The sequence below is a fragment of the Rubrivirga sp. S365 genome (assembly GCF_032248475.1).
GTDB lineage: Bacteria > Bacteroidota > Rhodothermia > Rhodothermales > Rubricoccaceae > Rubrivirga > Rubrivirga litoralis.
In genome coordinates, this window is record NZ_JAVTTN010000001.1 from 1,674,961 (window position 1) to 1,692,502 (window position 17,542).

The window sequence follows — 17,542 nt, forward strand, 5'->3', positions numbered from 1 at the left end:
CACCCCGCCCCGCCGCGTGGCGAGCGCGGGCCGAACGCGGGGGCGGGGCGGAACCGCCGGGGGCTCCGCCCCGCCCGGAGCGCGTCGTCGTCGTGGGCGCGCGTCAGCCGCCGTAGCCGAAGAGGCCCATAAACTTGGTCGCAAAGGGGACCGACCCCTTCATCTTCACCTTCCCCTGCATCATGGCCATCATCGGGTTGAGGTCGCCGTTCTCGATGGCCACCCAGTCCTCGGCCTTCGCCGTCAGCTTCAGCGTGGGGTCCTCGGGGACCTCGCCGTCGATCACGTCGAGCTCGCCGTGGTGGACGTAGAGCGTGACGTCGCGGGGCTCGTCGCCCGTCAGGTGCATGTGGACGCGGTCGTCCATGGTCTGGGCCTTGTCGCCGTTGAACCGGTCGGGGTACGAGGCGAGGACGTCGTCGAACGAGCTGTAGCGGGCCATAGGACGGGCGGGGTGGCGTGTGGGGAGGGCGCAAGATAGGGCGCACCCCGGCCGTCCCGGGCCGCGGAACTGCCCTGGCGGGGGCGCGTGGCTGAGGCTCGCCCCCGACGCCCGCCCCGGCCCGTGCCCGACGACCACACGACCACGCTCTCGACGCCCCGCGGGCTCGTCGCCATCACCGGCCGCGCCGGGGCCGCCCGCCGCGCGGCGGCCCACCGCGAGTTCCTGGCCGACCACTGGGCCGAGCTCTCGGCCGCCGCCTTCGAGGGCTACCGCCGCCACGGCGCCGGCGCCGTCGTCCTGTGGCGCGACGCGGCCCCGCGCCGGTTCCGCCCGCGCCCGTTCGAGCCCGAGCGGCTGTGGTACACGACGCAGATCCACGCCATCCCCGGCACCTCTAGCGAGGACTTCGACGGCTGGGAGGCCCGCCAGCTCGAGGCCTACGACCCGCAGGCCGAGGGGCTCGTCGTTTTCGTGGAGGGCGGCGCGCTCGCCGGCTACCGCGTCGCCGGCGACCCCGCCCCGCCCGACGCCCTCCGCCAGTCGCGCGCGCGGATGAACTGAGGAAAGGGGAAAGGGGAAAGGGGAAAGGGGAAAGGGGAAAGGGGAAAGGGGAAAGGGGAAAGGGGAAAGGGGAAAGGGGAAAGGCGCGCGCGGGCGGGGTGGCGTCGGTTTTGTTCCGCTCCGCCTGCTTACATCTGGGCGGGGCGGTCATGGAAGTCGCCGAGGCCCACGAAAGGCGGCGGCAGTTCCCCTCTGGTCAGGAGGGGTTAGGGGTGGTTGTCGGGCGGGCGGGGCGGTTCAGCCCGACGCCGCCCCGCCCACGCGTTGCGGGCGGGGTGGGTGTCCTGCCCCGAATGCGGACACCACGCGTGGTGTCCGGGGAGGGCGGGGCGGTCCCAGACGGCACCCCCCGAAGTCCACCACCCCGCCCACCGCGCGCGACGCCGTTTCAGAGGGGCGGGGCGGTCAGGCTGCGCGTGGCGGCCGCCCCGCCCCGCGCGTTGCGGGCGGGGCGGTCACCTTCCGCTCGCCGCTCGCCGCTCGCCGCTCTGGAACGGCCCCCGCCGGCCGGCCGTCTACTCCGCCTTCTCTCCCGAACCCTTTCCCCGCCCTCATGGCCCGCTTTTTCTGCGCCGTCCACGCCCCCGACGCCACGCCGCGCGCGTTCGCCCTCGTCGAGCAGCTCCCCGGCGACGACGCCCCCACGTACGCCGTCCGCGACCTCCGCCGGCTCTCCGGCGACGACCCCACGCAGACGGTCCTCGACGTCGTTGCGTCGGAGCCTCAGTACGCGGCGCAGACCACGTTCGTGCTCACCGGCGGGCAGCGGGCCGTCGACGCCCTCCACGAGCGCGGCCCGAGCGGCGTCGCCGTGAACCTGCTCGACGGCGGCTCGGCCGACGCCGACGCCCTCGACGTCCCGCTCCAGGTCCTCGTCGACACGTTCGAGTGGCTCTACCGGACCGACGCCGTCGACGTCCCCGGCCGCTTCGACGCCGCGAGCGACGCCGTCGACGCGCTCTACACGAGCGCCGACCTCGACGCCGCCGCGCCCGACTCCGACCGCGACCCCGACGGCGACCTCACCGACGACGACGAGTCCGAGACGCTGGCCGGAACCGAGGTCGAGGGCGACGGCCCCAAGCCCGCCGTCATCGAGCAGTCGGGGGGCGAGGCCGACGTCTCGACCGAGGTCATCCGCACGCCGATCACGATGGACGACGCGAGCGCCGCGGCCGTCGACGCCGAGCGCCGCGTGGGCCGCGTGGCGGCGTCCACGAACGGCCCGGCCCCCGACCTGGGCGACCACGCCGACGTGGCGATCGCCCTCGCGCTCGCGTGCTGGTACGGCGAAACGTCCCGCGACGAGCTTCCGGCGACCGACAAGCTCGACGAGGCCCTCGCCGCTCGCAACCCCGACGACAACGCCGCGAACCGCGGGCAGCAGGAGCCGGCCGGGCGCAGCTAACCGCCCCGCCCTCGGAAATCGCCCCGATACAGAGCCGCCCCGCCCGATCTGCTCGGGCGGGGCGGCGTGCGTTCGAGAGCGTGGTGGGGCTGGCCGCCCCGCCCTCGGCTAGGCGTCTCGCTCGACCTCGTCGCGATCCAGCTCGACGTCGGTCTCGTTCGAAAAGTGGCGGGCGACGTGGTCGCCGTCGAAGACGAAGGCGTTGACGATCGTGAACGTCCCGCGCTCGCTCTCGATCTTGAGAAAGTCGAACGCGGCGTCGTCGGCCGTCTGCTGGTGCGTCCGCTCGGCCGAGGAGATCGTGCCGTGGTAGTCGAAAAACTGGCGGTAGCGGTCGCGGACGGCGTCGCGGCCGTCGGCGACGCCGTCGAGCCAGATCAGCTGACCGGACTCGGCATAAAGCTCGGCGAGAGCGTCGGCGTCGCCCTTCTGGACGAGGTCGGCGTGGCGGGCAGAAAGGTCGGAGGGGGACATGGGGCGGGGTGGAGGTGAGGTGAGAGCGGGCGGGGCAGCATCAGACACCGCCCCGCCCGGGCTAGGGGAGGGGAGAGGACAGGTGGTGGTCCGGGGGCGGGGTGGCCGCCTGCCGGACCACCTCCCACACGACGTGGGCGAGGTCGGGGAGGATGAGGCGGTCGAGCGCGAGCGCGCACGCGTCCGTCGAGCCGGGACAGCAGAAGAGGAGCGTCTCGGCCGGACCGTCCGCGTGCCCGTAGACACCGGCCGTCGCTCGCGAAAGCATAGCGGCCGCGCCGACGGTCTCGAACGAGAGCGCGCGGAACAGCTCTCCGAACCCGGGGAGCGCCTTCTGGATCAGCCGCTCGGCCACCTCGACCGTCGTGTCGCGGCGCGAGACGCCCGTCCCGCCCGTCGTTACGACGACTTCGACCTGGCCGGCGAGGTGCAGGAGCACCTGGCGGATGGCCTCCCCGTCGTCGGGGACGATCCGGTAGAACTCGACCGGGTGCCCAGCGTCGCGGAGCCGCGCCTTGATCGCCTCCCCGCTCGCGTCGTCGTCCTCGTTCCGCGTGTCGGACACGGTGATGACGGCGCACGAGACGGGCGTCTCGCGGGAGAGCTCTCTGTGATCGGCAGCGGACACGGGCGGACGCGGTGGGCGGGTCCGCTCTCACCCCCGACCCTCACGCGCCGTTCCGCCCCGCCCCGCCCTCGGCGCCGTCCGCGGGCGCCTCGCCGAACCACCGCGGCGGGTCGTAGCCGTGGCCGCCCCACGGGTGGCACCGCCCGATCCGCCAAACGGCCAGGACCACGCCGCGGGCGGCCCCGTACCGGCGGAGCGCCTGCACGGCGTACTCCGAGCACGTCGGCGTGTACCGGCACGACGGCCCCAGCCACGGCGAGATCCCCATCTGGTAGACGCGGACGAGCCCGACGAGCACGAGCCGCGGGAGACGCCACAGCGCCCGCCCCGCCCGAGCGAGCGGCGTGTGTGGAGCGGGCGGGGCGGGGTGGGGCATGGCGGCTAAACGCCGGGGCGGGGCGGTCGGTGCCCGTCCCGCCCGGCTCAGTTCGCGCGGGCGGGGTGGCCGAGCCCCGCTCGGGCCGAGGCTCCGCGCGAGTAGCTTTGCCGCCCCACTCCCGCCCTTTCGAGTCCGCCCGTGTCCGACGCCGCCCCGCCCGACCCCGCCGCCGCCAAGCGCGCCGCCGGCCTCGCCGCCGCCGCCCTCGTCGAGGACGGGATGCGGCTGGGGCTGGGGACCGGCTCCACGACCGCGTTTGCGATTGAGGCCATCGGCCGCCGCGTCCGCGACGAGGGGCTGGACGTGGCCGGCGTGCCCACGTCCTACGACGCCGAGCGGCTGGCACGTGCCCACGGCGTCCCGCTCCTCGCCCTCGCCGACCTCGATCTCGATACGCTTCCAACGGCCCAGGCCGGGCTCGACCTCGCCCTCGACGGGGCCGACGAGGTGAGCCCGGCCGCCGCCCTCATCAAGGGGCGGGGCGGCGCGCACGTCCGCGAGAAAGTGGTGGCCGCGCTCGCCGCCCGGTTCGTGGTCCTCGTGGACCCGTCCAAGGAGGTCGAGCGGTTGGGAACGACGGCACCGGTCCCCGTCGAGGTGCTCCCGTTCGCCGAGCCGGCCGTCCTGCGCGCGCTGCGTGGGCTGGGCGCCGAGCCCGCGCTGCGGATGGGCGAGCGGAAGGACGGCCCCGTCGTGACCGACCAAGGCCTGTGGATCGTCGACGCCCGGTTCCCCGGCATCGACGACCCGGCCGCGCTCGGCGCCGCCATCGGCTCCGTCCCCGGCGTCCTCGGCCACGGCCTCTTCGTCGGCATGGCGACCGACGTGCTCGTGGGCGAGGCGGAGGGCGGCGTCCGTCACCGGGTGCACCAGCGAGGGCGCTGACGGGCCGCCCCGCTCGGGCGAGCCACCAACGCAGACCGCCCCGCCCGTGTGGTACGGGCGGGGCGGCGAGAAACCTGCGGGGCGTGTGCGCCTAGCGGAGGCGGAACGTCACCGGCACGGCGAACCGGACCTTGACGGGGCGGCCGCGCTGCTGACCCGGCTTGAACTTGCTGTCGCGGACGGCCTTCAGCGCCGCCTCGGCGAGCAGGTCGTTCGGCGAGCGGAGCACGACGGGGTCGACGACGTTGCCGCGCTCGTCGACCACGAACTGGACGACGACCTGGCCCTCGACGCCGGCCCGGCGGGCGAACTCGGGGTACTCGACCCGGCTCTGGAGGTCGGCGAGACCGCCGATCAGCTCCGGCTGCACCTCGGCGACCTCGAAGATCTCCGGCTCCGTGGGCTCGGGCTCCGGCGGCGGCGGCGGCGGCGGGGCGGCGGTCGGCGGGGGCGGCGGGGCGGCCTTCGGCGGCGGCGGCGGCGTCCTCGGCGGCGGCGGCGGGGCCTCGTTGAGGTCGAGGTCGATCTCCTCGATCACGTCGTCCTCGACCTCGACCTCGTCGGGCACCTCCTGCGGCGGGGGCGGGGCGGGCGGCGGCGGCGGCGGCGGGACGTACTCCTGCGTCGGGGGGATCTCCTCGAGCTCGATCACCTCGGTCTGGTCGGAGTACACCTGGACGTCGTCGCCCTCGGGGAGGCTGACGGTAAAGGCCAGGATCGTGAGGCCGAGCGAGAGCAGGAGCCCGATCTGGAGGTAGATCGGGTACTTCCGCTTGAGGTCGGCGGACGGTTCTTTGTAGAGGGCCATGGCAAAGGGGAGAAGGGGCGGCCGGGCGCGCGCCTCGCCGGGTAAAGTAGGGACGGACGGCGCGGGTGGCACGGGCCGCCCCACAAATCAGACGGCGCGGCGCCCGCATACCCTGTAGACACGCCCGCCCCGTCGGCGTTGCTCTACCCGTGGCACGCGGAGTGTGAACGGGTGGAGGAGGAGGAGTCGTGTGCAGACGGCGCCGCCCCGCCCGTACGGGCTCCAGGTGCGGGCGGGGCGGCAGGCGAACGCCACGGGCGTGGCTACTCCATCGGCACGCCCGCCCGCGCGAGCGCGCTCACCCCGCCCGCGTTCACGACGCGCGCGAACCCGAGGTCCTCCAGGATCCTCGCTGCCCTCCCGCTCCGTGTGCCCGACGCGCAGTAGACGTAGACCGTCTGGTCGCGGTCGAGCCCGGCGACGCGGTCGCGGAAGCCGGGTGCGAGGACGTCGACGTTCTGGGCGCCGCGGACGCGGCCGCCCGCGTACTCGTCGGGACGGCGGACGTCGAGGAACGTGGCGCCAGCGCGGGCGGCGGCGGCGACCTCAGCCGGCTCCGCCCGCCCGCCGCCGCCGGTAAACCACCGGAACGCGACGACGAGGGCGACGACGAGAAACGCGACGGCGGCAAGACGGAGCATGGCGGGGCGGGGCGGGGCGCCTGGTTACGACTGGAGCGTTGCGTCGAGCGAGATCTCGGCGGCGCGGAGCACCTTCGAGAGCGGGCAGTTTTCTTTGGCGTCGTCCGCGATCCGCTGGAACTCGTCGTCTGAGACGCCGGGGACGGTCGCCGTAAGCGTGAGGTGGATCGTGTCGATCTCGAACCCGCCCTCGACCTGCCGGACGTGGACCTCCGCCGTCGTGTCGGCCGACTGCGGCGGGTGGCCGGCCTCGGAGAGTGCGTGGGAGACGGCCATCGTGAAGCACCCGGCGTGGGCGGCGCCGAGGAGCTCCTCGGGGTTCGTCCCCGCCGTGCTGTCGCCGAACCGGGTGTCGAAGGAGTACGGGACCTCGTCGAGCGCGGACGTCTCGGTCGAGAGCGACCCGGAGCCGTCGGAGAGCGAGCCGGACCAGTGGGCGCGTGCGGAGCGGGTGGGCATGGGGGCGGGGTGGGGTGGGAGGGGAGCCTCCGTACTGGCGCCGGCCAGAGCGGGTTCACGCAGACGGCGTGGACCGTCCGTCTCCTTAACTTCCGGTTCTGAGGAACGGGGGGGGCCGTGAGCGCTTATAACGTGTCCCCTCTACACAACCTCCCCCCCTTCAGAATGGCATACTCAGACGACCGCCCGCTCGTGACCGGCACCTTCCGCGATTCCAAGAGCGCGGACCAGGCCTACGACCACTTCCGCCAGCGCGGCTACACCGACGATGACATCCACGTCATCATGTCGGAGGACACGAAGGAGCGCTACTACGACCGCAACCCGGACGAGGTCAAGATCGAGCAGGGCTCGAAGGCCATGGAGGGGGCCGGTGCAGGCGCGGCCATCGGCGGCACGACCGGCGGCATCATCGGCGCGATCGCCGGTGTCGGCGGCGCCGTCATCCTCCCGGGCATCGGGGCCGTGGCGGGTCCGCTCGCCGGCGCGCTCGCTGGCGCTGGTGCGGGCGGGGCGGCGGGCAGCCTCGTCGGCGCGCTCGTCGGCGCTGGCATCCCCGAGGACCAGGCCAAGGTGTACGAGAACGACGTAAACGAGGGCGGGATCGTCCTCGGCGTCCACCCGCGCGACAAGGACGACTACAACTACGTCACGGAGCGCTACAACGAGTACGGGGCCAACAACGTCTACGGCGGCCGCAACGCGGCAGGCTAGACGGGACAGCCGTACGGCACTCTGGGGAGGTGGAGCGATCCACCTCCCCTTTTTTGTGCCCAAGCCGCTCGTTCAGCCGACCCCGCCGGTCCGTAGGGCGGGGTGGGGAGCGCCGCCCCGCCCCGCCCCTTGCGACCCGCGGGCGGGGCGGGAACGTTGTCCACCGGCCTACTGCCACCGTTCGACGGCTTCGCGGAACCGGGCGGCGGCGGCCTCCACGTCCGGCGCCGTCGTCACGGCCGTCATCACGGCGACGCCCCAGGCGCCGGCGTCCAGGCACGGCCCGACGCGCTCGGGCGTGACGCCGGCGATCGCGATGACCGGGATGCGGACGGCCGCCGCCGCGCGTGCGAGTCCGTCCAGTCCTTTTACGCTGGCCGGGTTCGCCTTGGAGCCCGTCGGGAAGACCGGCCCGAAGCCGACGTAGCTCGCCCCAGCGGCTTCGGCCGCGCGCGCGGCCTCGGCCGTCGTCGCCGTGGCCCCGATGAGGCCGCCGCCCCGCCCGTCGAGGACGGCGCGGGCGTCGGCGACGGGGAGGTCGAGCGCGCCCAGGTGGACGCCGGCGGCGCCGGCCGCGAGCGCGAGGTCGAGGTGGTCGTCCACGAGGCACGGGACGCCCGCGGCCCGGCACGCGGCGACGGTCGGGAGGAGGCCCGCGAGGCGGTCCCGCGTCGTCCCCGTCTTGTGGCGGAACTGGACCGTCTCCGCCCCGCCCGCCGCGGCCTGCCGGGCGAGCTCGGCGTGGGACCACCGCTGCTGGAAGTGGAAGTCCGTGAGGACGTGGAGGCGGCCGACGGGCGGGGTGGGGGTCATCGGGTCAAGATCGCGTGCCCTCCGCCGTCCAGGGCGGCCGCCCCGCCCGCGGCGGGTGTATCTAGCGGACCGCTCCTCTGACGCCTATGCCCCAGCCGCTCCGCGTGCTCGTCGTCGACGACGAGACCGACGTCCAGTTTCTGTTCACGCAGAAGTTCCGGCGCGAGGTGCGCCAGGGGCTCCTCGAGCTCGTGTTCGCCGAGAGCGGCGAGGAGGCCCTGGAGAAGCTCCGGGGCGGGGAGGCCGCCGACGTCGTCGTCCTGCTCTCGGACATCAACATGCCGGGGATGAGCGGGCTCGACCTGCTCGCCGAAGTCCAGGGCGAGTTCCCCGACCTCGACGTCTACATGGTCACGGCCTACGACGACGGCGAGCTCAAGACGACGGCGCTCCAGGGCGGCGCGCGGGGCTACCTCACCAAGCCCATCGACTTTTCGACGCTGAAGGAGGAGGTGTTCGGGATCGAGTAACGAGCCGGCGGGCGGGGTGGAGGGGGCGGGCGGTGCGGCCTAGCCCCCGGCGCTCCTCGACCCCGACCTGCTGACGTACCGGCATGCTGTTTCTCGCCCTCGCGGTCGCCTGTAGCCTCTCGATCGCCGTCCTGCTCAAGGTGGCCGAGCGGCGCGACCTCGACCGGACCGCGCTCCTGACGGCCAACTACGCGGCCGCCGCGGCGCTCGCGCTCGGCCTCCAGGGCGCCGCCCCGCCCGCGGCGCTGACGGCCGGGCTGGTTGGGCTCGGCGTGGTGCAGGGCGTGCTCTTTATCGCCGGGTTCTGGTTGTTCTCGCGGGCCATCCGCGACGCCGGCATGGGGCTCGCGGCGGGCGTCATGCGGCTGTCGGTCGTCGTCCCGTTTGTCGCGTCGTGGCTCGTGTGGGGCGAGGTGCCCCGCCCGCTCCAGCTCGTCGGGCTCGCGCTCTCGGGCGGGGCGTTCTTCCTCGTCGCCCGCCCCGCCGCCGAGCCGCCGGGAAAACTCGGCCCGCCCGCCCCGCCCGACGCGGACACTGGCCGCCCCGCCCCGCCCGCAGAGCGGATGGGGGCCGTCGCCGTGCTCGGTCTCCTGTTCGCGGCGGGCGGGGTGGTCGACGTCAACATGAAGCTGTTCCAGGAGTCGTTCGCCGGGCGCGTCGCGCCGGCCACGTTCCTGCTGTTCGTGTTCGGCGTGGCCTTCGCCGTCGGGCTCTCGGTCGTCGTGTGGACCGGCGTGCGGGCGGGGCGGTGGCCGCGCGGCGAGGTCCTGGGCTGGGGCGCCGTCTTGGGCATCGTGAACTACGGGTCGGCCGAGTTCCTGCTCCGCGCGCTCGACCAGCTGCCGGGGCCGGTCGCGTTCCCGGCCAACAGCGTGGCGATCGTGTTCGGGGCCGCCCTCATCGGCCGGTTCCTGTGGCACGAGCGGCTGTCGGCGGCCAACGTGGCCGGCATCGCCCTCGCCGGCGTGGCCCTCGTCCTGCTCGCGGGCTAGGGCGGGGTGGAGGAGAAGGGGCGGGGATGAGAAGAGGCGGGGGCGTGCTTCCTCCGTTCCTCTTCTCCTCGCCCCGCCCCGCCCGCGCGAACCCGGCCGCCGCGCCCTTCGTACGCCGCGCCATGCCCACCGACCCCGCCGCCCCGCCCGCCCGCCGCCGCCTCGCCGGGTTTGTGCTGGGCCTCGTGATCGCGGCGCTCGTCGCCGTCGTCGTGGCCCTCGGCGTCGCGCTCGGGCGGGGCGGGGGGATCGACGAGGAAGAGGTCGAGTCGGCCATGCTGTCGACGCTCCAGTCCGAGGCGTCCGAGGAGTTCCTGGTCACCGGCCGGCTCACGTCGAGCCTGTCGGGGTCGAGCGCGCGGCGGTGGAGGGTCCGCCTGCTCGACATCGAGACCGGGCGGGCCGAGGTCGGCATCCGCGTGCCGGCGACGATGACGTACGGGTTCTCGCTGACCGACCTCCGGCCCGGCGACATCGACTTCCAGGAGGGCGGGGTGGTCGAGGTCCGGCTCCCGCCGCTCTCCGTGTTCTCAGTCGAGCCCGAACTCGAGGAGGCCAGCGTCGACATCGACCTGAGCGGGCAGGCCCGGCTCACGCCGTCGCTCACCGAGCGGACGCTTGAGCAGACGCTCCGGCGCGTCCGCCCCGCCCTCCGCGAGCAGGCCGAGGGCCACCTGCAGACGTCGGACCAGCCGGCGCTGAACACGGCCCGGACGCTCTCGCGCATGCTCTCGACGCCGCTCGAAGCGGCCGGCGTCGACGTCGCCGGCGTCCGCTTCCGGTTCGTCGTCGCGCCGGGCGACACGCTCGACGTGTCCGGCGAAGGCCAGCGGCGGGCGGTGCCCGCCGAGACGCGATGAGGTGGCCGTGGTCCCGCCGCGCCGGCTCGCGGCCCGCCCGTGAGGTGCCGGCTTACGTCGACACGCCCGGCGGCATCGTCGCCGCCGACGGCACGCGGTTCCACACGACCGAGCCGCTCCTGCGCGAGTACGCGGGCGGGGTGATCGACGCCGTCGGCCTCGACGTGCTCGTGCGGCGGACGGGCGTGTGGCTGCGGTCGCCGCAGACGCTGGCCGTGTGGGTGCTCCCGGCGCTGCTCGCCGTCGTGCCGTGGTGGTTCGCGCTCTCGCTCGCGCTCGCCCTCTACGCCTCGTGGACCGTCGCGGCCCCGGGCCTCGTCTTTCCTGGGCTCGCGCGCGCGGCGGCCGTGCTGGAGCACCCCGTCGTGCAGGGGCTCGTCTACGTGGGCGCCCTCAGCGCGTTCGCCGCCGCGGGCCACTTTGCCGCCGTGTGGACCGGCGTAGCCGGGTTCGTCGCGCTCCGGCTGGGGCTCGTGGGCGCCGCTGTCCGCCCCGCCCTCGCCGGCGTCGTGGACGCGCTCTACCCGCTGCCGCCGGCCGACCAGACGCTCCGCGCGTTCATCATCCGCGAGGGGCTCCGCCGCGGCGTGACGCTGCCGGGCATCGGCGAGGTCGAGCGCCGGGTCCGCAACTTCTGGGGCCGCGGGGAAGACTAACGGCCGGCGGCGCGGGCGGGGTGGCGCGAAGCGGCGTCTCGAAGCGGCCCGGGCGCCGCCCCGCCCGCGGCTGTCTTCGCCCCCGCTTCGCTGCGTGCGGGGGCGGGGCGGGGTAACTTCGCCCCTCGCCCTGCCCACGGCGCGTTCCGGGGAGACATCCCGGCCCGGCGCGGGCATACACCTTTTGTATCCCACAGGGACCCCTATGGCAGACGACGCCTCCAGCGCCAACGCGGCGCCCATGTACGAGTTGATGTACGTCATCAACCCGGTCCTCAACGAGGAGCAGACGAAGGACATCGTCCAGCGCGTGACGGCCTACCTCTCCGACAACGGCGCCGTCGTGGCCGGCGTCGACGAGCGCGGGAGCCAGCGGCTGGCGTACCCCATCGAGAAAAAGCGGAACGGCTACTACGTCGTCGTCTACTTCCGCCTCGCCGACGGCACCGCGCTCCCCAAGGTCGACCGCGCGCTCCGGATCAACGACGACATCATGCGCCACCTCGTGCTCCGCTACGACGCGAAGATGGAGCGGTACTACAACGAGCAGAAGGGCGGCGCCGTGGCCGCCGCCGCCTAGCCCCCTACCGACATGGCAGACGACCAGACGAACGCCGCCGACGGCGCCCCCGCGACCGACGGCAACCCCGCGCAGGACCCCGCGACCGGCGGCGCCCCCGCCGTCGAGACCACGCAGCTCCCCGAGACCGAGGTGAGCACGGCCCTCGAGGGCGCCTCCGTGCCGACCTCGGCCGAGGAGCCCACGGCCGTCGAGCAGGCGGCCCAGCAGATGGGCGCCGAGCCGGCGCCGCGCGCCGTCTCGCCCGAGGTGGCCGCCCGCCTCGTGGCCGCCTCGAACCCCGACGACCTCCAGCGCATCGCCGCGCCGGGCTCCGAGGGGACCAAGATGGTGTGCCCGTTCAAGTCCGCCGGGATCGAGTACATCGACTACAAGGACACCGAGACCCTCAAGCGCTACGTGAACGAGCAGGGCAAGCTGCTCCCGCGCCGCATGACCGGCGTCTCGGCCAAGTTCCAGCGCCAGCTCACGACGGCCGTCAAGCGCGCCCGCATCGTCGCGCTGCTCCCGTTCGCCGCCGACAACGTCAAGTAGCGGCGGGCGGGGCGGCCGACGAAACGCGCCGCCCCGCCCCCGCCAGCCTCCCCACCCCATGAAAGTCATCCTCACGGAGGACCACGACACGCTCGGCATCAAGGGCGACCTCGTGGACGTCAAGCCCGGCTACGGCCAGAACTTCCTCATCCCGCGCCAGCTCGCCGTCGTCGCCACCAAGAGCGCGACGAAGCGGTACGCCGAGGAGCGCCGCCAGTCGGCCCACAAGGTCGAGGCCCAGCGCGAGCAGGCCGAGAAGCTGGCCCAGCGCCTCGACGGCACCGAGATCGTCATCCCCGTCCAGACGGGCGAGGACAACCGGATCTTCGGGACGATCACGACCCAGCAGGTCGTCGACGAGCTGAAGGAGCAGGGGTTCGACATCGACCGCCGCAAGGTGACGCTGTCGGAGGACCCCCGCGTGACCGGCGTCTACCCGGCGACGGTCCGGCTCCACCAGGACGTCTCGGCCAAGGTCACGGTCAACGTCGTCGCCAACCAGGACTCGCTCTAGCGCGTCCTCGGCGTAGTCCAGCGCGGGGCGCCTCTCCGGGGGCGCCCCGCGCTGCGTAAGGCACGGCCCGCGCCGCGCGTTCGTTGAGGGGCCACCCCGCCCCGGCGGACAGCCCGTCTCTGCGCCCCCCGTTTCCCCTCCCGCTATGCGCGCCCTCCTGACCGCCTGCGCCCTCGCGCTCGTCACCCTCGCCGCGCCGGCCAGCGCGCAGGGCCGGCTCGGCGCCCCCGTCCGCACGCAGGACGTGGTCGACTGGAGCGTCCGCGTGCAGCAGGCCGAGCGGGGCGGGGAGGCCCGCGTCGTGCTCGATGCCGAGATCGAGCCCGGCTGGCGGCTCTACGCCGTCGACTCGCCGGTCGGGCGGCCGCTCGCCGTCACCGTCGGCGCGCTGCCGGCGGGCGTCGAGGCCGCCCCGCTCCGCCAGGCCCGCCCGCAGGAGGGGTACGACGAGGCGTTCGGGAGCGACTACACGTACTTCGCCGGGCGCGGCCGGATTGTGCAGCCGCTCCGCCTGAGCGCGACCGCCGCGCGCGGTCGGCACGAGGTCCGCGGCGCGGTGCTCTACGCCGTCTGTGACGACTCGATCTGCCTGCCGCCGGCGCGCGCCGCGTTCCGCGTGCCGCTCCAGGTCCGGTAGCGACGCGCGGGCGGGGCGGCTAGCGGGCGCTGCCCCGGACCTCGGCCGTGCCGACGGCGCTGTCGGAGCGCAGGACGAACCGCCACGGGCCCGGGGCGGGGCGGAGCGCACGGTGCCGGGCGGCCGTGTCGCCGCGTGTGACCGCCCCGCCCCAGACCTCGGCGCCGTCAGGGTCGAGGAGCGCCCACGCGGTCCGGCCGCGCACGACGGCGAGGCTCAGGACGACGTCCAGCGTGTCCGCCCCGCCCGGCACGCTGAGCGTGTCGGTGAGGAGCGGGCGGCGGGAGAGGACCGCGCGGTCGATCTCGTAGCGGGCGGGGAGGTCGGGCGGTCCGCACCCGGCGACGACGAGGGCGGCGAGCGCGAGGGCGGGGCGGAGGATCGGCACCGGGCAGAGGCAGGGGGCCGGCGTCGGACGCCGGGCGGGGCGGCGCCGGTCCCGCTCTGGGCTGGGACCTCGGCGGCGGCGGCGGCGTAGCCCGCGCCCCCGAATCCCCCCGCCCCGCCCGTGCCTGCCGCCCCGCTCGACGTCCTTGCCCTCGCCGCCCACCCCGACGACGTCGAGCTCTGCGCCGGCGGCACGATGTGCGTGCTCGCCGATCAGGGCTACCGGACCGGCATCGTCGACTTTACGCGCGGCGAGCTGGGCACGCGGGGGACGCCCGAGGAGCGGGACGCCGAGGCCGCCGCCTCCGCCGAGATCCTGGGCCTCGCCGCCCGCGACAACCTGGGCCTCCCCGACGGCGACATCCAGAACACGCGCGAGAACCAGCTCCGCGTGATCCGGGCCGTCCGCCGGTACCGCCCGCACGTCGTGCTGACCACGGCCGAGACCGTCCGCCACCCCGACCACGGCGACGCCACGCGCCTCAGCGTCGACGCCCTGTTCTACTCCGGCCTCGCCAAGATCGAGACGACAGACGACGACGGCGCCCCGCAGGAGCCGTGGCGCCCGCACCACGTCCTCCACTACATGCAGGCGCTCGACTTCGAGCCCACGTTCGTCGTCGACGTGTCGGACGTGTGGGAGCGGCGGATGGAGGCGCTGCTCGCGTTCAGGAGCCAGTTCTACCAGCCCGGCGGCGAGGGCGCGGACGACGGGCCGCAGACCTACATCTCGAACCCCGGCTTCCTGGAGTGGGTCGAGGCCCGGGCGCGCGTTTACGGCTACCGCATCGGGGCGACCTACGGCGAGCCGCTCCTCTACCGCCACGGCCCGGTCGGCGTGACGGACCTCATGGCGACCCTGGGCCGCGAGCGCCCGTTCCGGTAGGACCGCCCCGCCCGCCCCGCCCGAGTTGAGCGGGGCGGGAGAGGACGTGGCGGAGCGCGGGCGGGGCGGCACCGCCCGCGCCGGCCCGCGTTCCACGCCCGATGCCGACGCTCCCCCCGCACGCCGCCCTCGCCGCCGCCCTCCGCGCGCGGCTCGCCGCCCCGCTCCCCGGGCACGCCGCGCACGCCGAGATGGCCCCGTTCCCGGCCCGCGCGACGGCCGAGACGCTTTCGACCGAGCGCAACGAGGGCCGCCCCGCCGCCACGCTCGTCCTGCTCTACCCCGGCGCGGGCGGGGCGGCGTCGGTCGTGCTCACGGTGCGCCAGGCGTCGCTGTCGTCGCACGGCGGGCAGGTGTCGCTCCCGGGCGGCTCGCTCGACGCCGGCGAGACGCCGGAGGACGCCGCCCGCCGTGAGGCGTGGGAGGAGGTCGGCGTCGACCCCGCCGCGCCCGATGTGCTCGGGCGGCTCACGCCGCTCTACATCCCGCCCTCGCGGTTTTCCGTCTGGCCCGTCGTCGCGTCGGTCGACGCGCGGCCGCCGTTCCGGGCGCACGAGGCCGAGGTCGCCGCGCTCGTCGAGGCGCCGGTGGCCGCGTTCCTCGACCCGACGCTCCGGCGTCGGTCGCGGCGGGACGCCCCGCTCGGGACGTTCGAGGTCCCGTTCTTCGATGTCGGCGGCCTCGAAGTGTGGGGGGCGACGGCCATGATGATGGCCGAGTTTGCGGCCGTCGTCCGCGAGGCAATCGAGGCGTGAGCCGCCCCGCCCCGCCCCGCCCCGCTCTCGCCGCGCGGGCGGGGTGGGGCTACGCGTCGAGGTACCGCCCGGCGAAGTGGGCCGGCGTTAGGACGGGGACGCCGCCGTGCGCGGCGGGGAAGTCGCGCGTGTTGCCGGTGACGACGCAATCGGCCCGGCCGTCGACGGCGAGCTCGAGGAAGCGGTCGTCGTCGGGGTCGGCGCAGACGGCCAGCCGCGTGGTGACGGCGACGAGCTCGGCGGCGTCCGTGATCTGAAGGGTGAACAGCTCCCGCCCCTCAGGGCGGAGGTAGCGGTCGAACTTCTTCCTCTGGATAAACCGGGACGAGAACTCAGCGAGCGTCTTCGTCGAGGCGAGGAGCCGCCCATGATCGATGATCCAATCGACCACGCGGGGGGGTACTCGGCTGGATGAGACCGGCGCTGATGAGGACGTTGGTGTCGACGACGCAGCGCGGGCGGCTACTCATCGTCGTCGAAGTCCCCCCGCAGCAGCGCCTTGAATCAACCCGGGTTTGCCGGAGACCGGATTACGTGAGTGCCGCCTCGGTGACCTGAGTCTCCAAGCGGCGGTAGAAAGCGTCTTCGTACTCGGCTGGCGGAAGGTAGCCGAGAGGCTCGAGCAGGCGCCGCTCGTTGAACCACCACACCCATTCCAGCGTGGCGAGTTCGACGTCTTCGAGGCCGCGCCACGGCCCGTTGCGGTGGATCTCCTCGGTCTTGAACAAGCCGATCACCGTCTCAGCCAGGGCGTTGTCGTAGGAATCTCCCTTGCTTCCGACCGACGGCTCGATGCCCGCCTCGGAGAGCCGCTCGGTGTAGCGAATGGACAGGTATTGAACGCCCCTATCGCTATGGTGAACGAGGAGATCGTCGCCGACCGAGCGCTCGCAGATGGCCTGCTCCAGCGCGTCGAGCGCCAAGTCGCTCCGCAGCGAGTTCGACACGCGCCAGCCGACGATGCGCCGCGAGAACACGTCGATCACGAAGGCGACATAGACGAAGCCGCGCCAGGTGGCGACGTAGGTCAGGTCCGACACCCAGAGCTGGTTGGGGCGCTCGGCGGTGAAGTCGCGCTCCACCAAATCGAGCGGGCGCTCGGCCAGATCCGCCGGTACGGTCGTGCGGACACGGCGGCCCCGCGTGACGCCGCGCAGACCCATTGTGCGCATCAGCCGGGCGACGGTGCAGCGGGCGACCACGAAGCCTTCGCGTTTCAACTGCTTCCAGACCTTCTTTGCGCCGTAGACCGAGCGGTTCTCGTCCCACACGCGCTGGATCTCAGCACGCAGGGCCTCGTCGCTCTGTGACCGCGCCGAGCGCAGGGCCGGATCGGACTGGCGGGCTTTGGCGGCGTAGTAGGTCGACGGAGCGATCGGCAGAACCTTGCAGATCGGCTCGACTCCGTAGGCCTCGCGGTGGTCGTCGATGAACGTGATCATCGTCTCGGTCGGCGGTCGAGCTCCGCCTGTGCGAAATACGCGGACGCCTTGCGGAGGATCTCGTTGGCGCGGCGCAGCTCGCGGTTCTCGCGCTCCAACTCCTTCAGCCGCGCTCGGTCGTCGGTGGAGGGGCCGGCGCGACGGCCGTGGTCGCGCTCAGCCTGGCGAACCCAGTTGCGGAGCGTCTCGGCGGTGCAGCCGATCTTCTCGGCCACCGAGCGGATGGCGGCCCACTGCGAGGGGTGGTCGTGCTCGTGGTCGAAGACGAGGCGGACGGCGCGCTGCCGGACCTCGGGGGAATAGCGGGTGGACTTGCTCATGGCTCCAAGTTGTCAAGGATGGGAGCCTCCGGCAAACCCGGGTTGATTCACCTCGTTCATCTCCTCGGTCCACCCGTTCGCTTGGGCTTCTGCCGAGAGCTCGTCCATCGTCCGCTTGAGCGCCTCTGCCTTTTCTCTCCTCGTCCGCCCCGCCCTCTCGAAGTAGGCGTCGATAAAGTGCGCGATCCACTCCTGCGTTGCGGGTGGGGCGCTGCGGAAGGCGTCGGCGGTCTCGTCGCGGACAGGGATCGGAAGCGTTGTCATGGCCGGGCGGGGCGGGGTGGCACAGGATAA

The 17,542-nt window shown here is 74.0% G+C and carries 26 protein-coding genes and 1 other annotated feature; of the genes, 14 read left to right on the forward strand and 12 right to left on the reverse strand.

The features are described from left to right. Positions 1 to 103: 103 nt before the first annotated feature. Positions 104 to 442, reverse strand: coding sequence for an SCP2 sterol-binding domain-containing protein (locus RQM47_RS07275; protein WP_311662099.1), 339 nt, complete (start codon positions 440 to 442; stop codon positions 104 to 106). 123 nt (positions 443 to 565) lie between these two features. Between RQM47_RS07275 and RQM47_RS07280 the strand changes: the two genes are divergently transcribed. Beyond that, positions 566 to 1,006: a hypothetical protein gene (locus RQM47_RS07280; RefSeq protein ID WP_311662100.1), complete on the forward strand. Its 441-nt coding sequence runs from the start codon at positions 566 to 568 to the stop codon at positions 1,004 to 1,006. 553 nt (positions 1,007 to 1,559) lie between these two features. Further along, entirely contained in the window at positions 1,560 to 2,414 is an 855-nt protein-coding gene (locus RQM47_RS07285) for a hypothetical protein (RefSeq protein ID WP_311662102.1), read from the forward strand. Between the two features lie 108 nt (positions 2,415 to 2,522). Here RQM47_RS07285 and RQM47_RS07290 read toward each other — a convergent pair whose 3' ends face one another. From RQM47_RS07290 to yidD, 3 genes are all read right to left on the reverse strand, one after another. Continuing rightward, positions 2,523 to 2,888 carry a nuclear transport factor 2 family protein gene (locus tag RQM47_RS07290; protein WP_311662103.1) on the reverse strand — a complete coding sequence of 122 codons (366 nt, stop codon included), beginning with the start codon at positions 2,886 to 2,888 and terminating at the stop codon, positions 2,523 to 2,525. A gap of 61 nt (positions 2,889 to 2,949) precedes the next feature. Then, complete coding sequence (locus RQM47_RS07295) at positions 2,950 to 3,516, reverse strand: molybdenum cofactor biosynthesis protein B (RefSeq protein ID WP_314008206.1); 567 nt, start codon at positions 3,514 to 3,516, stop codon at positions 2,950 to 2,952. A 40-nt stretch (positions 3,517 to 3,556) separates the two neighbouring features. Further along, positions 3,557 to 3,892, reverse strand: coding sequence for a membrane protein insertion efficiency factor YidD (yidD, locus tag RQM47_RS07300; RefSeq protein ID WP_314008209.1), 336 nt, complete (start codon positions 3,890 to 3,892; stop codon positions 3,557 to 3,559). A gap of 141 nt (positions 3,893 to 4,033) precedes the next feature. Between yidD and rpiA the strand changes: the two genes are divergently transcribed. Next, a complete protein-coding gene (rpiA, locus tag RQM47_RS07305; RefSeq protein ID WP_311662106.1) occupies positions 4,034 to 4,780 on the forward strand; it encodes a ribose-5-phosphate isomerase RpiA in 747 nt (248 codons plus the stop codon). Positions 4,781 to 4,871: 91 nt separating this feature from the next. Here the strand turns inward: rpiA and RQM47_RS07310 are convergent, their stop codons facing one another. The 3 genes from RQM47_RS07310 to RQM47_RS07320 all read right to left on the reverse strand — a co-directional run bounded on the left by RQM47_RS07310 (position 4,872) and on the right by RQM47_RS07320 (position 6,688). Continuing rightward, positions 4,872 to 5,588 (reverse strand): TonB family protein, encoded by a 717-nt coding sequence (locus tag RQM47_RS07310; RefSeq protein WP_311662107.1) that lies wholly within the window; start codon positions 5,586 to 5,588, stop codon positions 4,872 to 4,874. Positions 5,589 to 5,851: 263 nt separating this feature from the next. Continuing rightward, positions 5,852 to 6,229, reverse strand: a complete 378-nt coding sequence (locus RQM47_RS07315) for a rhodanese-like domain-containing protein (RefSeq protein ID WP_311662108.1) — start codon at positions 6,227 to 6,229, stop codon at positions 5,852 to 5,854. 24 nt (positions 6,230 to 6,253) lie between these two features. Further along, positions 6,254 to 6,688: an OsmC family protein gene (locus tag RQM47_RS07320; RefSeq protein ID WP_311662109.1), complete on the reverse strand. Its 435-nt coding sequence runs from the start codon at positions 6,686 to 6,688 to the stop codon at positions 6,254 to 6,256. Between the two features lie 165 nt (positions 6,689 to 6,853). Here RQM47_RS07320 and RQM47_RS07325 point away from each other — a divergent pair, with 165 nt between their 5' ends. Continuing rightward, the gene (locus RQM47_RS07325) at positions 6,854 to 7,402 is read left to right on the forward strand and encodes a hypothetical protein (protein WP_311662110.1); all 549 of its coding nucleotides are present in this window, start codon (positions 6,854 to 6,856) and stop codon (positions 7,400 to 7,402) included. Between the two features lie 168 nt (positions 7,403 to 7,570). On the opposite strand, the gene thiE is transcribed toward RQM47_RS07325, so the two are convergent. Beyond that, complete coding sequence (gene thiE / locus RQM47_RS07330) at positions 7,571 to 8,215, reverse strand: thiamine phosphate synthase (protein ID WP_311662111.1); 645 nt, start codon at positions 8,213 to 8,215, stop codon at positions 7,571 to 7,573. Between the two features lie 86 nt (positions 8,216 to 8,301). Here thiE and RQM47_RS07335 point away from each other — a divergent pair, with 86 nt between their 5' ends. The 8 genes from RQM47_RS07335 to RQM47_RS07370 all read left to right on the forward strand — a co-directional run bounded on the left by RQM47_RS07335 (position 8,302) and on the right by RQM47_RS07370 (position 13,458). Continuing rightward, positions 8,302 to 8,685, forward strand: coding sequence for a response regulator (locus RQM47_RS07335; RefSeq protein WP_311662112.1), 384 nt, complete (start codon positions 8,302 to 8,304; stop codon positions 8,683 to 8,685). Positions 8,686 to 8,768: 83 nt separating this feature from the next. Then, entirely contained in the window at positions 8,769 to 9,677 is a 909-nt protein-coding gene (locus RQM47_RS07340; protein WP_311662113.1) for a hypothetical protein, read from the forward strand. A gap of 122 nt (positions 9,678 to 9,799) precedes the next feature. Further along, on the forward strand, positions 9,800 to 10,537 hold the full coding sequence (locus RQM47_RS07345; protein WP_311662114.1) for a DUF4230 domain-containing protein: 738 nt from the start codon (positions 9,800 to 9,802) through the stop codon (positions 10,535 to 10,537). Positions 10,538 to 10,581: 44 nt separating this feature from the next. After that, complete coding sequence (locus RQM47_RS07350; RefSeq protein ID WP_311662115.1) at positions 10,582 to 11,193, forward strand: hypothetical protein; 612 nt, start codon at positions 10,582 to 10,584, stop codon at positions 11,191 to 11,193. A gap of 205 nt (positions 11,194 to 11,398) precedes the next feature. Further along, a complete protein-coding gene (rpsF, locus tag RQM47_RS07355; protein WP_311662116.1) occupies positions 11,399 to 11,773 on the forward strand; it encodes a 30S ribosomal protein S6 in 375 nt (124 codons plus the stop codon). 12 nt (positions 11,774 to 11,785) lie between these two features. Continuing rightward, positions 11,786 to 12,307, forward strand: a complete 522-nt coding sequence (gene rpsR, locus RQM47_RS17425; protein WP_409945681.1) for a 30S ribosomal protein S18 — start codon at positions 11,786 to 11,788, stop codon at positions 12,305 to 12,307. Between the two features lie 58 nt (positions 12,308 to 12,365). Continuing rightward, entirely contained in the window at positions 12,366 to 12,821 is a 456-nt protein-coding gene (gene rplI / locus RQM47_RS07365) for a 50S ribosomal protein L9 (RefSeq protein WP_311662117.1), read from the forward strand. 145 nt (positions 12,822 to 12,966) lie between these two features. Continuing rightward, positions 12,967 to 13,458, forward strand: a complete 492-nt coding sequence (locus RQM47_RS07370) for a protein-disulfide reductase DsbD domain-containing protein (RefSeq protein WP_311662118.1) — start codon at positions 12,967 to 12,969, stop codon at positions 13,456 to 13,458. A gap of 19 nt (positions 13,459 to 13,477) precedes the next feature. Here RQM47_RS07370 and RQM47_RS07375 read toward each other — a convergent pair whose 3' ends face one another. After that, complete coding sequence (locus RQM47_RS07375; RefSeq protein WP_311662119.1) at positions 13,478 to 13,846, reverse strand: hypothetical protein; 369 nt, start codon at positions 13,844 to 13,846, stop codon at positions 13,478 to 13,480. Between the two features lie 120 nt (positions 13,847 to 13,966). Here RQM47_RS07375 and bshB1 point away from each other — a divergent pair, with 120 nt between their 5' ends. Next, positions 13,967 to 14,731, forward strand: a complete 765-nt coding sequence (gene bshB1 / locus RQM47_RS07380) for a bacillithiol biosynthesis deacetylase BshB1 (protein ID WP_311662120.1) — start codon at positions 13,967 to 13,969, stop codon at positions 14,729 to 14,731. A gap of 101 nt (positions 14,732 to 14,832) precedes the next feature. Then, positions 14,833 to 15,486: a CoA pyrophosphatase gene (locus tag RQM47_RS07385; RefSeq protein WP_311662121.1), complete on the forward strand. Its 654-nt coding sequence runs from the start codon at positions 14,833 to 14,835 to the stop codon at positions 15,484 to 15,486. Positions 15,487 to 15,535: 49 nt separating this feature from the next. Here the strand turns inward: RQM47_RS07385 and RQM47_RS07390 are convergent, their stop codons facing one another. The 3 genes from RQM47_RS07390 to RQM47_RS07400 form a co-directional block, all read right to left on the reverse strand. Continuing rightward, positions 15,536 to 15,877 carry a putative toxin-antitoxin system toxin component, PIN family gene (locus tag RQM47_RS07390; RefSeq protein WP_311662122.1) on the reverse strand — a complete coding sequence of 114 codons (342 nt, stop codon included), beginning with the start codon at positions 15,875 to 15,877 and terminating at the stop codon, positions 15,536 to 15,538. A 139-nt stretch (positions 15,878 to 16,016) separates the two neighbouring features. Then, positions 16,017 to 17,248, reverse strand: a protein-coding gene (locus tag RQM47_RS07395; RefSeq protein ID WP_409945472.1) for an IS3 family transposase whose coding sequence is annotated in 2 segments (ribosomal slippage) — positions 16,017 to 16,966 and positions 16,966 to 17,248 — 1,233 coding nt in all. Because the reading frame shifts where the segments join, the coding sequence is not laid out codon by codon here. Beyond that, positions 16,854 to 16,970: a sequence feature (AL1L pseudoknot), on the reverse strand. It overlaps the preceding gene by 117 nt. A gap of 12 nt (positions 17,249 to 17,260) precedes the next feature. Then, positions 17,261 to 17,512 carry a hypothetical protein gene (locus RQM47_RS07400; protein WP_314008212.1) on the reverse strand — a complete coding sequence of 84 codons (252 nt, stop codon included), beginning with the start codon at positions 17,510 to 17,512 and terminating at the stop codon, positions 17,261 to 17,263. Positions 17,513 to 17,542: the final 30 nt, after the last annotated feature.

What these genes read in the sequence shown, in the direction of transcription:
- RQM47_RS07275 (WP_311662099.1), bottom strand. Translation starts at nt 442, where the DNA reads ATGGCCCGCTACAGCTCGTTCGACGACGTCCTCGCCTCGTACCCCGAC.
- RQM47_RS07285 (WP_311662102.1), top strand. Translation starts at nt 1,560, where the DNA reads ATGGCCCGCTTTTTCTGCGCCGTCCACGCCCCCGACGCCACGCCGCGC.
- RQM47_RS07290 (WP_311662103.1), bottom strand. Translation starts at nt 2,888, where the DNA reads ATGTCCCCCTCCGACCTTTCTGCCCGCCACGCCGACCTCGTCCAGAAG.
- yidD (WP_314008209.1), bottom strand. Translation starts at nt 3,892, where the DNA reads ATGCCCCACCCCGCCCCGCCCGCTCCACACACGCCGCTCGCTCGGGCG.
- RQM47_RS07310 (WP_311662107.1), bottom strand. Translation starts at nt 5,588, where the DNA reads ATGGCCCTCTACAAAGAACCGTCCGCCGACCTCAAGCGGAAGTACCCG.
- RQM47_RS07315 (WP_311662108.1), bottom strand. Translation starts at nt 6,229, where the DNA reads ATGCTCCGTCTTGCCGCCGTCGCGTTTCTCGTCGTCGCCCTCGTCGTC.
- RQM47_RS07320 (WP_311662109.1), bottom strand. Translation starts at nt 6,688, where the DNA reads ATGCCCACCCGCTCCGCACGCGCCCACTGGTCCGGCTCGCTCTCCGAC.
- RQM47_RS07325 (WP_311662110.1), top strand. Translation starts at nt 6,854, where the DNA reads ATGGCATACTCAGACGACCGCCCGCTCGTGACCGGCACCTTCCGCGAT.
- thiE (WP_311662111.1), bottom strand. Translation starts at nt 8,215, where the DNA reads ATGACCCCCACCCCGCCCGTCGGCCGCCTCCACGTCCTCACGGACTTC.
- RQM47_RS07335 (WP_311662112.1), top strand. Translation starts at nt 8,302, where the DNA reads ATGCCCCAGCCGCTCCGCGTGCTCGTCGTCGACGACGAGACCGACGTC.
- RQM47_RS07340 (WP_311662113.1), top strand. Translation starts at nt 8,769, where the DNA reads ATGCTGTTTCTCGCCCTCGCGGTCGCCTGTAGCCTCTCGATCGCCGTC.
- RQM47_RS07345 (WP_311662114.1), top strand. Translation starts at nt 9,800, where the DNA reads ATGCCCACCGACCCCGCCGCCCCGCCCGCCCGCCGCCGCCTCGCCGGG.
- rpsF (WP_311662116.1), top strand. Translation starts at nt 11,399, where the DNA reads ATGGCAGACGACGCCTCCAGCGCCAACGCGGCGCCCATGTACGAGTTG.
- rpsR (WP_409945681.1), top strand. Translation starts at nt 11,786, where the DNA reads ATGGCAGACGACCAGACGAACGCCGCCGACGGCGCCCCCGCGACCGAC.
- rplI (WP_311662117.1), top strand. Translation starts at nt 12,366, where the DNA reads ATGAAAGTCATCCTCACGGAGGACCACGACACGCTCGGCATCAAGGGC.
- RQM47_RS07370 (WP_311662118.1), top strand. Translation starts at nt 12,967, where the DNA reads ATGCGCGCCCTCCTGACCGCCTGCGCCCTCGCGCTCGTCACCCTCGCC.
- RQM47_RS07385 (WP_311662121.1), top strand. Translation starts at nt 14,833, where the DNA reads ATGCCGACGCTCCCCCCGCACGCCGCCCTCGCCGCCGCCCTCCGCGCG.
- RQM47_RS07400 (WP_314008212.1), bottom strand. Translation starts at nt 17,512, where the DNA reads ATGACAACGCTTCCGATCCCTGTCCGCGACGAGACCGCCGACGCCTTC.